The organism is Parasphingorhabdus cellanae (genome assembly GCF_017498565.1).
GTDB classification, from domain to species: domain Bacteria; phylum Pseudomonadota; class Alphaproteobacteria; order Sphingomonadales; family Sphingomonadaceae; genus Parasphingorhabdus; species Parasphingorhabdus cellanae.
The window spans coordinates 739,010-752,080 of record NZ_CP071794.1; the positions used below are offsets into that span (position 1 = coordinate 739,010).

General features: G+C 52.7%; 8 protein-coding genes. 3 read left to right on the forward strand and 5 right to left on the reverse strand.

Annotated elements, in window-relative coordinates:
- The first annotated feature begins 562 nt into the window (after positions 1-562).
- The gene (locus J4G78_RS03680; RefSeq protein WP_243457209.1) at positions 563-1,333 is read left to right on the forward strand and encodes a class I SAM-dependent methyltransferase; all 771 of its coding nucleotides are present in this window, start codon (positions 563-565) and stop codon (positions 1,331-1,333) included.
- 34 nt (positions 1,334-1,367) lie between these two features.
- On the opposite strand, the gene lepA is transcribed toward J4G78_RS03680, so the two are convergent.
- The 5 genes from lepA to J4G78_RS18070 form a co-directional block, all read right to left on the reverse strand.
- Positions 1,368-3,173, reverse strand: a complete 1,806-nt coding sequence (gene lepA, locus J4G78_RS03685; protein WP_207988574.1) for a translation elongation factor 4 — start codon at positions 3,171-3,173, stop codon at positions 1,368-1,370.
- A gap of 136 nt (positions 3,174-3,309) precedes the next feature.
- Complete coding sequence (locus tag J4G78_RS03690) at positions 3,310-4,095, reverse strand: outer membrane beta-barrel protein (protein WP_207988576.1); 786 nt, start codon at positions 4,093-4,095, stop codon at positions 3,310-3,312.
- Between the two features lie 234 nt (positions 4,096-4,329).
- The gene (locus J4G78_RS03695) at positions 4,330-6,870 is read right to left on the reverse strand and encodes a penicillin-binding protein 1A (RefSeq protein ID WP_207988578.1); all 2,541 of its coding nucleotides are present in this window, start codon (positions 6,868-6,870) and stop codon (positions 4,330-4,332) included.
- A gap of 134 nt (positions 6,871-7,004) precedes the next feature.
- A complete protein-coding gene (locus J4G78_RS18065; RefSeq protein WP_243457290.1) occupies positions 7,005-7,760 on the reverse strand; it encodes an N-acetylmuramoyl-L-alanine amidase family protein in 756 nt (251 codons plus the stop codon).
- 2 nt (positions 7,761-7,762) lie between these two features.
- Positions 7,763-8,227, reverse strand: a complete 465-nt coding sequence (locus J4G78_RS18070; protein WP_243457210.1) for an AMIN domain-containing protein — start codon at positions 8,225-8,227, stop codon at positions 7,763-7,765.
- Between the two features lie 554 nt (positions 8,228-8,781).
- Here J4G78_RS18070 and J4G78_RS03705 point away from each other — a divergent pair.
- Both J4G78_RS03705 and J4G78_RS03710 read left to right on the forward strand, forming a co-directional pair.
- The gene (locus tag J4G78_RS03705; RefSeq protein ID WP_207988580.1) at positions 8,782-11,472 is read left to right on the forward strand and encodes a ribonuclease E/G; all 2,691 of its coding nucleotides are present in this window, start codon (positions 8,782-8,784) and stop codon (positions 11,470-11,472) included.
- 120 nt (positions 11,473-11,592) lie between these two features.
- Positions 11,593-12,996, forward strand: coding sequence for a M48 family metalloprotease (locus J4G78_RS03710; RefSeq protein WP_207988582.1), 1,404 nt, complete (start codon positions 11,593-11,595; stop codon positions 12,994-12,996).
- Positions 12,997-13,071 lie beyond the last annotated feature (75 nt).

Consider the following 13,071-nt stretch of genomic DNA (forward strand, 5'->3'; position numbering starts at 1 on the left):
TATCTTTCATCACCAAATACTCATTATCGGCCGTGCATAGTCAGGAAACAGGCAGATAATCGTTCAAGAATTATGGATCGGACTTGGTTTTTCTTTCTGATAACCTATGGATCATGAGAGCAATGCCAAGATCATTCTTAAACGGCAACCTCATTATTACAGGCTATCGATTAAGCGATAAACTATTAGACTTATTTCGAAAATCACATTCCTATAATACCATATTGGTTAGTTTAGTATCTCACTCTCAGGAGATGCGCCACAATCCGAAAGTATAGTGTGGACGTCCACTATCCGCCAGCTTCATTCCGATCCGGAAGAAATATTGCGGTGATTACAAGTAGACACTGGAGCGGTGACGACCGTCACGGAGTTGAAAATCTGTTCGGGCTTTATAAAAACCTCGTCGACTCAATCACAGTCGACGGCAAAAAGAAAATCAGCTAGGTTGTTCGCAATCTGAAATGCAGAGCAAAAATAGGCTCCGACTGGATCAAAGCGCACTTTGTTCTGAAATCCATTGCCCCGATCGTCGCCCTCGCCTAAATCTCTTTGCATGAGTATGTTCAAGCACCAGTATTTCACCCTGCCCGTCATGACATTCGCTGCATTGGCGATCACCGTTCCGGTGGCGGGATGTAAGCGCATCCCTGATGCGGATGAAAACCGGCCCGAAACTGCACGGGCCTATCCGCCCGCCTCTCGGCCGGTATCTGATCTTGCCGGCAACCAGTGGTCGACAGAGACCGCGCGGGACAAGCGGGGGGAAGCGGAAGAGATTATGAAGGCCGCTGGGCTAGCGCCGGGTATGACTGTCGCTGACATCGGCGCCGGCGAAGGTTATTATACCGTGCGGTTGGCTGACAAAGTCGGCGAAGAGGGCCGTGTGCTTGCGCAGGATATTGACGAGGAAGTGATCAAGCGGCTTGCTGATCGTGTTTCCCGTGATGAACTGGACAATGTTTCGATCAAACTGGGCGCCCCCGATGATCCGCGTCTGCCAGAGGATAGTTTTGACCGCATTTTTCTGGTCCATATGTATCATGAAGTGCGAGAGCCTTATGCTTTTCTTTCGCGGCTGCGCCCCTCCATCCGGCGGGATCAAGACGGCGGCACTTACGATGGAGGCGAGGTTATCGTGGTCGATGTTGATCGTCCCTTTGTCCAGCACGGCATCCCGCCCAAACAACTTTTTTGCGAATTTGAAGCAGTGGGCTATCAGTTGATAGGCTATATGGAGCGGCCGGAATTGGGCGGTTATTTCGCGCGCTTCCGTCCTGTTGGTAAATCTCCGCTGCCAGGAAAGATTAAACCCTGTGAGTTGCAGCAGTAACCTGAAAAATATTTCGATTTTTTAGCGACTGCCCTTAACTCTCGTCTCCCATTTTCAGCGCCGCAATAAAGGCTTCCTGCGGGATGGAGACATTGCCATATTCGCGCATCTTGGCCTTGCCCTTTTTCTGCTTGTCGAGCAGCTTCTTCTTTCGGCTGATATCACCGCCATAGCATTTGGCCGTCACGTCCTTGCGCATCGCGGCAATTGTCTCGCGCGCGATGACCTTGCCGCCAATCGCCGCCTGCACAGGGATCTTGAACAGATGGCGCGGGATCAGGTCTTTAAGCCGCTCGCACATATGCCGGCCGCGTGCTTCTGCAGCGTCGCGGTGAACAATCATGCTGAGCGCGTCTACCGGATCGCCGTTGACCAGAATGTTCATCTTGACGAGATCGCCGGTCTGCAAGCCAACCTGATGATAATCAAAACTGGCATAACCGCGGGAGATACTCTTTAACCGGTCATAGAAGTCGAACACAACCTCGTTGAGCGGTAACTCATACACGACCTGCGCGCGGTCGCCGACATAGGTAAGGTTCTTCTGCACGCCGCGCCGGTCCTGACAGAGCTTCAGGATGCCGCCGAGATATTCATCCGGGCAGTAAATTGTCGCTTCGATCCACGGCTCATCGATATGGGATATCTTCACGACATCCGGCATATCAGCGGGATTGTGGAGAAACTGTTCGGTCCCGTCGTTCATCACCATCCGGTAAACGACAGACGGCGCGGTGGTAATCAGGTCGAGATCATATTCGCGGGTCAGGCGTTCCTGGATAATCTCCAGATGTAGCAGACCCAGAAATCCGCAGCGAAACCCCTGCCCCAAGGCCGCGCTTGTTTCCATTTCAAAGGTGAAGCTGGCATCGTTCAACCGCAACTTGCTAATGCTTTCGCGCAGCTTTTCAAAATCCGCTGCATCCACAGGGAAGAGGCCGCAAAACACAACAGATTGCACTTCTTTAAAGCCGGGCAGAGCCTCGGCCGCGCCGCCTTTAACCGTCGTGATCGTATCACCAACGGCGGTCTGCGACACTTCCTTGATCTGAGCCGTAATGAAACCAATTTCACCCGCAGCCAATTCCGGCAACTGTTCGATCTTGGGGCTCATGCAGCCAACGCGGTCGACCAGATGCTCTGTGCCCTGCGCCATGAATTTGATCCGCTGCCCTTTGGTCAGTACGCCGTCAATGACGCGAACAAGAATGACAACGCCCAGATAAGGATCATACCAGCTGTCTACCAACATGGCCTTTAGTGGTGCATCACGGTCGCCGCCGGGGGGCGGAATTTTCTCGACTATCTGTTCCAAAATATCTTCAATACCAATGCCGGATTTGGCTGAAGCCAAGACCGCTTCAGAGGCATCGAGACCGATGATTTCTTCAATTTCGGTACGTACCCGCTCGGGTTCAGCGGCGGGCAGATCGACCTTGTTCAGTACCGGAATAATCTCGTGATCATGTTCGATGGACTGATAGACATTCGCGAGTGTTTGCGCTTCCACGCCCTGCGCCGCATCAACGACCAACAATGCGCCTTCACAAGCTGCAAGACTGCGCGAAACTTCATAGGCAAAGTCTACATGACCCGGCGTATCCATCAGGCTGAGTTCATAGGAATCGCCATTTTTGGCGGTATATTTCAGCCGGACTGTCTGTGCCTTGATCGTAATCCCCCGCTCGCGCTCGATATCCATATTGTCGAGCACTTGCTTGCTCATCTCGCGCTCGCTCAACCCGCCGGTATATTGGATCAGCCGATCCGCTAACGTGGATTTACCGTGATCAATATGCGCGATGATGGAAAAATTACGAATATGGGAACGTTCAGTCATGTCCGCGCCGATAACAGAGGTTTTCGCCGCTGTCAGCAGGGAAACGCGTAAAATAAAATGCAAATGCGCGCCGCCGGTCGAACTGTGACAGGCGGCGCGCATCTATTTAGTGTAAAGCTTTGCTACCAAAGCAAAATCAACTGCCGCCACCCAATGGGATACGGAAACCGACATTGAATATGGATTGCTCACTCTTTACGCCTAAAGTCGCGGGCAACAGATTGACATCATAGTCACCGCGATCCGTGGCACGGTATGTATATTGACCGAAAAGCTCGAAAGACGGGCTCAATCGATAACTTACACCGGCCATGCCTTGATAGGCGAACCGTGTTTTCTTATCATCCACCACATCGATTCCGGATGGTGCATATTCGACATCCTGCCGCGCAAAGCCGACGCCAGCACCGACATAGGGCACCAGACTTTCGCTGATCTGGAAATCATAGAAAGCATTGGCGAACAGACCATAGTTTTTGATCTGTCCATCATCGGTACTTAATACTGCACCTACCGTCGGATTGGCCGGATCAGCCGCGCCGCGCGTCAACACGGCAGAATCAACAGCGTCGATCACAGTTCCGCCGACCGCTAGATCGCGGTGCAGATCCACACTGGACTCGTTGTAAAAGCCTTGCAATTCAACGCGGAAGCCGTTGTCAAAACGGTAACCAGCCAACAGATTGAGGTCGAGGCCATTATTAAGCTCTGTCGTCCAATCGAGATCTGTGCCTGACGGGATCGCGTCAAAGTCTGCTGTCGCCGCCACATCGGCTTCAAATTCTCCACGATTTTTCGAATCACTCGGTAAATTAAGTCCCGCCGATGCGCCCACATAAGGCTCTCCGGCATGAGCGGCACCGCTAAACGCAAGCGACGTTCCTGCGGCAAGGACTGCAAATAGTTTTATCGAACTACGCATATTCAACTCCAAACCCCTGTTCGGTGTTGCCCCGCTGTCGGTTCAGTTGGGGATGCCAATATCGTTTTCAATATCAACGACACTCAGTTCGTCGTAAAAAGACCTGCTTTTCCATGGTTTTGTGATCAAAAACCGGCAAATGTGACCTACTTGCATCAATAGAAGAAGGCGCAAAAGCGCAATAGCGGCGCGATTTGATAGCTCCGCTATTGATCAAAAACCGCGTGAAATGCCCTAGTAAATCCCGCCTTCATCCTGCAGGAAGTCATTATCATTCTGAGCCGGTCTATTCCTATTAGCATCGGCTGCTGCCTGGTTACGCGCCGCGAGTTTCGCGGCCCTGATCTGCGCTTTTTTCGCTTCCAGACGCGCCAGTAATTCTTCCTTGCGGATTGATCGTCTGGGCTCGGTTTCCGGTTTGAATACATCCCAGATCACCGCTGATCTTGGATCGTCAGAAGGCCAGCCACCAAAGACCCGCTTACCACTTTTCCGATCAACTCTTACCATGCGAATACCGCGCGGCGCGACAAAGGGCGTTTTTGGCATCCCAGCCATCGCCTTTTCTGCAAATTGCTTGAATATCGGTGCTGCTAATGTACCACCCTGTGCATAGCCGCCCATATTGGCAGGCGTATCAAAACCCATATATACTCCAGCCACCATATCAGGCGAGCCGCCCACGAACCATACGTTGGTCGGTCCGCTCGCTGTTCCGGTTTTACCAAATAGCGGCCGATTGAGGCTTTTAAGATTTTGTGCGGTTCCGCGTGTGATAACGCCTTCCAAAATGTTGACCATCTGATAGGCCGTCATCGGATTCATGAGCTGCTTTCCTGCGGGTCTTGGCCGCGGCATCGGCTCGCCGTCCCAATCAGATTGATTGCAATCTTCGCAAATCCGTTTGTCGGCGCGAAAGATGACCTTTCCTTGTCGATCCTGAACAAAATCGATGACCGTCGGCTTTAGCTCCCGGCCATGGTTGACGAGCATGGAATAGGCGTTGGTCAGCTTCGCCACCGTGGTATCACCTGCACCCAGTGCAAAGGATAGATAGGGCTTATAGTCGCCAATTCCCATTGTCTTGATGGTTTTAACGACGTTGTCCATACCTGAATCGTTCGCAGCGCGAACCGTCATCAAGTTACGAGACTGTTCGACGCCCCAGCGCAGAGTCTGCGCCCCGGCACCCCGCGCACCACCGAAATTACGGAAGCATTTGCGCCCCAATGCAGCGGATTGGTAAACACAGAAGGGGCTGTCAACAATGATCGTTGCCGGCGTCATCCCCTGATCGAGCGCAGTCGCGTAAACAAATGGCTTGATCGTCGAACCTGGCTGTCGTTCGGCCTGTGTCGCGCGGTTGAATGAACTCATCCGGTCATCAAATCCGCCCTGCATCGCCCAAATTCGACCATTTCGTGGGTTTTGCACGACCATACCACCAGATACTTTCGGTACGTTGCGCAGAATATAGTTGCTCCCGCCTGCCGGACTGACGGCGATGATATCACCAGCCGCCAACTTGCTGGGTGCATTACCCAAACGACCGGTGGTGCCATCTGTAAAGCCAATTTCAGCGCTATTGCCTTGGCGGCTCAAAGCGACGGCAATCCGCCAGTCGGCATAGTCGGTATTGATGAACGTGGATGCCAAGCGCCGGGCCCATTTATCATCCATTTCGATTTTATTGATCGGCCCGCTCCAAGCCTTGCCGCGGCTATACCGTAGCAAACCGGTGCGTAGAGCGTCTTTGGTATATTCTTGCAATTCGGGATTTAGTGACGTCCTGACCCAAAGCCCGCCGGAATAGACGCTATACGGTCCTGCGTCTTCGGTCTCGCCAAATTGTTCGATCAACTGACGGCGCACTTCTTCGATAAAATAACCACCCACACGCTCAAATCGAGCGCCGCGAGAGCGAATAGCTCCTAGCGGTTGAGCAACGGCTTGATCATGCTGTACCTGCGTGATCCAGTCATTGTCCAGCATCCGGCCCAAAGCCCAGTCGCGGCGATTAATTGCGCGCTGTTCGTTATTTTCCGGCCTATAGTTGGATGGTCCTTTTGGAAGGATTGCGAGATAAGCCATTTCATGCAGGGCCAGCTCATCGACATCCTTGCCGAAATAAGCCTGTGCCGCAGCTTGTACACCGTAAGCATTTCGGCCGAGGAAAATCTGGTTGAGATAAAGTTCAAGAATTTCCTGCTTCGTCAGGACTTCTTCGATGCGATAAGCAAGCAACGCCTCGCGCACTTTCCGGCGGTAGGAAACTTCGTTGGTCAGCAGCAGGTTTTTGGCGACCTGTTGCGTGATGGTGGACGCACCGATGGGCCTGCCGCTGCTGGAAATATTGCTGACGATCGCGGTCGCAATACCCGGATAATCAAGCCCGCCATGTTCAAAAAAGGTCCGATCTTCCGCCGCCAGATAGGCGCGCACCAACAACGCGGGATATTCGGCATATTCCAGCTGCACCCGACGTTCCCGCGCATAGCTGTGCACCGGCTCGCCATCATAAGCCCGCACCATGGTCGGAAGCGGTGGTTCATATTGCTGAAGCATTGTCGCGTCAGGCAAATCGCGTGCAAAAAGCACCCAGATAAGTAACCAGCCCAGCAAACATAGCGCCACAAAGGCCAGAAACAGACGAAACAGGCGTTTTTGCCACAGCTTTTCTATCCGGCTTATAAAACCGCCAGTATTACGCTCCAGCTTGTAAGCGAGACTTTCCGCTGTGCTGGCGCCATCTTTATCGGGTGTATTTTCGACCATATACCGGGCTATCTAGCATTATCAGAACCATTTTCCAGCGAATATCGACGAAAAATTTTATTGGCCCAGCGCAAGACAGAGGAAGTACCACCAAGTATCGCTTATTCGAGAAAAAACGGTTCAGCAGTTAACGTCTAGCGCTGCGCCAGTTTTCTCGCGAAATGTGCTTCAATCGCGTTGGCAATGCCAATAGCCACTTTCGATTGACCAGAGCTTGAGCTGAGCAGCGCAACATCTTCCTTGTTGGTTAGATAGCCCGTCTCAAACAAAACCGACGGTATATCCGGCGCTTTCAGGACAACCAATGAAGCAAACCGATGGGGATTACCGCGAAATTTTATCATACGCTTGCCTTCTCGGATCAGCAATTTTGCAAAATCGGCAGAGACATTCATTGTCTCTCGCTGAGTCAAATCGATAAGAATGGACGAGACATCCTGATTGGCACCGCCCAAATTTACACCGTTGATGATATTTGAACGATTTTCCCGTGCCGCCAATTTGGCAGCTTCCCGGTCAGAAGCGACCTCCGACAGGGTGTAAACCGTCGCACCGTTGGCGGACTGATTGCCAGCGGCATCAGCGTGAATGGATATGAACAAATCCGCATTGAGGCGCCGCGCAATGCCGTATCGCTCTTCGAGAACCAGATATTTGTCGGTGTCTCGCGTCATCGCTACCCGGACCCGTCCGCTCGAAACCAGCTGGTCGCGCACGGCCTTCGCTATGGCCAGCACCACACTTTTTTCATATTTTCCGCTATGTGGCGAAACCGCTCCGGGGTCATGACCGCCATGGCCGGCATCAATGACGACCAAAGGCCTGCTCTCATCTTCGGGGCCTTCAATTTTCGGCAGAGCCACCTTGTCCTGTGGTTTCCCGAGCGGCATTTTCACACTATAGGACTTCTTCGGTGGTTCTGCACGCAAATGAGCCGGTGGAAGGAAGGACTTACGACCGGTCCCGATCGCATCCCCCCAACGGACTGCATATTCAGTTTGAGACTTTTTCCATCAGCAGAAAAACTCCCACCGGTGATGACAGCCGGACGATCCAAGTCAAAAACGATCCGCGCTGTGTTGGGATTATATTGCCCCTGACGCACCGATTTAACCATCCCTGTGGCACGACCCCCGCGCCCCGCTTTACCACCCTTTATATCTACAGCAATCCGGTCCGGGCCAAGCAGCGAAAAAGTCGATGCACTCTCAACAAAGCCATCAAAAGAAACAGTGATTTGGCCACCATTCGCATCAATACGGCTCACTGAACCCGCATTTGCAGGGTTTCCAATCAATAGTGAGGTAGCTAAAATTGCTGCGAAAGGCATAGCCGCCTTATGCAATGCGCCAGCCATATCGGTCCAGTTAAAATTCATATCGGCAGCATCGTCCTTGGTTTCTTGCCATACAACGCAGTAAAAACTCGGTTAAGGATGAATTTATAAGCTCTCGTGAAATGACATGGTTAACAACAAATTTACCATGTTTGCGATGAACTTAACTCAATTTATAACTTCGCAATAATTGTGATCCGGTCTGGAGATAGTTTGTGTTGCCGATTTGCTATTGCGGTGCTAGCACCCCATTTGTGTTGTTATAAAACGTTATAAAACGGCACAAATTAAACTGGATATTTATCCGGTATATACAGGTTGAAGCGACATGAGGCATGACATCTCCGGCTCCGGAACTCTTCCACAGGGAAGCGTTTCTATGGACGGAAAGACCCTGGCTAACGGCCCGGGCCATGCATTTGTCGCAGACACATTTTTTTCAGAAACAATTGAATTTAACCGGATGACGCCGCCCGCTCCCCCTATTTTGGCAGCGCGCAAGAAGACGTCATCCCTTTTATATTGCATGGCCCCGCCGGGTTCCGATCCGGCGCGCTATGCCAGGAGTATATTGAATGACAACGCGCATGCTAATCGACGCGCGCCACCAGGAAGAAACCCGGGTGGCGGTCGTAAAAGGGAACAAAATTGAAGAGTTCGATTTTGAATCTTCGGACCATAAACAGCTAAAAGGCAATATTTATCTAGCAAAAGTAACGCGAGTAGAACCCTCCCTACAGGCGGCTTTTGTTGACTATGGCGGGAACCGTCACGGTTTCCTGGCATTTAGCGAAATCCATCCCGACTATTATCAGATACCAAAAGAAGACCGCGAACGCTTGCTTGCCGAAGAAGCCGAACATGCAGCGGAAGAAGCGCAGCTGCGGGAGCGTGAAGAAGAAGAAGGTGAAGGTCCGGCCGACGTCATCGCATCAGAAGCGACCGAAGAACTGGATGACGCAGTCGAGGATGTCGAAAAAGACGAAAGCGTTGATACGATCGATGTCAGCGAAGGCGAAGTTCCTACCGAAGACGCTAACGAAGATGATGACGGAGACGACGAAGACGCTAGCGATAGCGATTCTGCTGACGAGGATGTTTCCGATGAAAATACCAAGCCCAAGGGCCGTGGCGGGCGCGGCAAAGGCCGCAATCGGGGACGCGGCGGCCGTGGCGGCAAAGGCAATGTAGCCAAAGCCAGTGACCAAGCGCGTCAAAAACGCATGGCGTTGCGCAAGCGTTACAAAATTCAGGATGTTATTCAGCGCCGTCAAGTTGTATTGGTTCAAGTCGTCAAAGAAGAGCGTGGCAACAAAGGCGCAGCCCTCACCACTTATTTGAGCTTGGCCGGACGCTACTGCGTTTTGATGCCCAACACATCCCATGGCGGAGGCATCAGCCGGAAAATCAATAATGCCGGCGACCGGAAGCGGTTAAAAACGATCATCGCCGATCTCAAATTGCCCAGCACCATGGGCTGCATCGTGCGGACGGCCGGTCTGTCGCGCACCAAACCTGAAATTAAACGGGATTTTGATTATCTCGCACGGCTTTGGGACGAAATTCGGGAAAATACGCTGGGAGCAGTGGCACCCAAATTAATCCACAGCGATAGCGATCTGATCAAACGCGCGATCCGCGACATATATAACCGCGAGATTGAGGAAGTTCTTGTCGAAGGCGCTGAAGGATATGCTGCCGCGAAAAACTTCATGAAATTGCTCATGCCCAGCCATAGCCGGCGGGTCAAAAGCTATGCCGATCCGGTATCATTGTTCCAGCGCTATGGCGCGGAAGATCAATTGTCCGCGATGTATCAGCCGGAAGTCCAGCTAAAGTCTGGCGGTTATCTGGTCATCAATCCGACAGAAGCTTTGGTATCCATCGATATCAACTCAGGCCGTTCCACCCGCGAACACGGGATTGAAGCGACCGCAGTGAAAACCAACCTTGAAGCAGCGGCGGAAATTGCCCGTCAACTGCGGCTGCGCGATATGGCCGGGCTGGTGGTCATCGATTTCATCGACATGGACCGTAACGGGAATATCCGCAAAGTCGAACGGGCCATGCGCGATGCTTTGAAAAACGACCGTGCACGCATTCAGGTTGGCCGGATTTCAAGCTTTGGCTTGCTTGAGATGAGCCGCCAACGTTTGCGTACGGGTGTCTTGGAGGCATCAACCAAAGTCTGCCCGCATTGCGAAGGCACAGGGTTGGTGCGTACAGCATCCTCCTCTGCTCTCTCAGCGCTGCGACTGCTTGAAGAAGAAGCGGCTAAGGGCAAAGCCAGCCAGATTACGCTTACTGCCAGCCAGGAAGCGACTATTTATGTGCTGAACAGCAAGCGTCATGAAATTGATGACATCGAAAAACGCTATGGTGTTTCGATCGAAATCACACCGGATGGTGAAACAGAAGGCGCCCGCATGGAAGTCAAGGGCTCCGGCGGTCCTCCCAAAAATGCGCCGAAATTTGAACCAATTGTCGACGAAGAAGATGATGATGACGACATTGTCGATGCGGCCGAACAGGCAGGGGAAGCCGAAGACCGTCCCCGTAAACGGCGGCGTCGGCGCGGACGGCGCGGACGCGGTTCCGATCGCAATAACGAAGCCAGCAACGAATCTGGCGAAGGCGACAACCGCAACGACCAAAATCAATCAAAGAGCGATGGCGAAGGCAAAGCGAAGACCTCAGAAGATGGCAGTGATGATGGCGATAAACCAAAACCGCGCCGGTCTCGTGGTGGCCGCACCCGTAAGCCAGCAGGCGATGCAGTCGCTGTTAAAGAAGGCGCGGATGCACCGGCGGCAGAAGCCAGTTCCGATGATACTGCAAAACCCGCGGAAAAGCCAAAAAGAGCTAGCCGCTCGCGCAAGAAGACCGATGCTCCGGCTGATGGATCAGGCGACGCGCCAGCAGTAGATGATGGTGCAGCGAAAGATGCTGAAGAAAAACCGAAGCGCCGCCGCGCCCCGCGCAAGGCGAAAGCGGCCTCTGAAGCATCGACTGAAACGTCAGGTGAAGCAAAACCCGCAAAACCGGCGGCCAAAAAAGCGCCACGGTCGAGAGCGAAGAAAGCTGATACCGACGGCACTGATGCAGCCGAGAAGCCGGCAACAAAATCTGCGGCTAAGCCAGCTGCAAAAAAAGCGGCGGCTAAAAAGCCAGCCGCCAAAAAAGCAGATGACGAAGCTGCAAAGGAAACCGCGACTGAAAAAACCGGTACGCCCCGAGGCGGCTGGTGGCAACGAACATTCGGTTGATATTACCCAACCGGCTTTTGCACTATTATGAGTAGAAGCCGGTTGTAATTTCATCGAAGGTTAAGCCTGCTCATGCCAATAGAAAGGTATATTCGCCCGAGCTTTATCCAGAGGAAATTCATGTCATTGCCGAATGATAATAAACGCAAAGCTTTTGCCCGCTTTTCACTGCCTCGTATCGGGCAGGTGATCACCGCCCTGTTTGCTATGATCGCGATTACTGTTCAACCGGTTGCGGCCCAATCCATACTCCGCGATGCGGAGACCGAAGCTCTGTTCAGCGATATGGTTGCGCCTCTGGTTGCGGTTTCGGAACTGGACGCCAAAGATGTTGAAGTCATCCTGATCAACAGCAACCAGATCAACGCTTTTGTTGCGGGTGGCCAGCGCATGTTTTTCTATTCGGGCACAATTGCCGCAGCCGATACCGCTGTCGAAATTCAGGGCATTATGGCGCACGAACTTGGCCATATTACGGGCGGTCATATCATCCGGTTCGATGAAGGCATCAAAACTGCGACAGGCATTACCATTCTCAGCCTGATCTTGGGCGCGGCGGCCATCGCGGCCGGCGCTGGTGATGCTGGCGCCGGCATCTTGGCTGCTGGTCAACAGGCTGCAACCGGTAAATTCCTCGCCTTCAGTCGGGTGCAGGAGCGTGCCGCTGATAGCGCTGGCGCTCGTTACCTTTCAGCCGCGGGTATTACGGGACGCGGCTCGATTGATTTTTTCAAAAAGCTGCAAAATTACGAATTTCGTTTGGGTATCCCGCAAGAGGATAGCTATGGCCGCACCCACCCGCTCTCTGGCGAACGTGTCAGCTTGCTCCGCGATGTTTATCAGGCCGATCCCGCATGGGACACGCCCCCTGATCCCAAGATTGAGGCCCGTTTTCAACGCGTGAAAGCAAAGCTGCTCGGCTTTACTAATGAACCGAACACGACACTGCGTGAATTTCCTGAAAGCGATCAAAGTGTCCCGGCGCGCTATGCGCGTGCTTATGCCTGGCACAAAAGTGCTTATCCCGACCGCGCCCTGATGGAGGTGAATAACCTTCTGAAAGACGCACCAAATGACCCGTATTTTCTGGAATTGCATGGGCAGATTTTGCTCGAATCCGGCAGACCGGATGAAGCCCTTGAATCGCTGCGTAAAGCGGTACGGCTGACCAACAATCAGCCTCTCATTGCCAGCCTCTTTGGTCATGCGCTTATCGCGACCGAAGATGAAACCCATTTTGCAGAAGCGCAGCGTGTGTTGAAAGCGGCCGTCGTTAAAGATAACCGCAATCCATTTGCCTGGTATCAGCTCGGCGTGGTTTATTCACAGCAAGGTGACACAGCCCGGGCACAGTTGGCAACGGCGGAAAGCGCCTTGTTGCAACGCAACTATGGTAGCGCCATTCGCAGCTCGCAAATTGCGATGGCCGGCATCAAGGAAAATACGCCGGAATGGATTCGGGCGCAGGATATTTCTCTAATAGCGAAAAATGAGTTTGAGCGATCGGACCAACGTCGCCGCTAAAGCCCCGCTTCATTAAATTCTCACCCCGTCTGTAACAATTGTGGACAAGCGAACGAAGCTTCGACATGGAGGCTT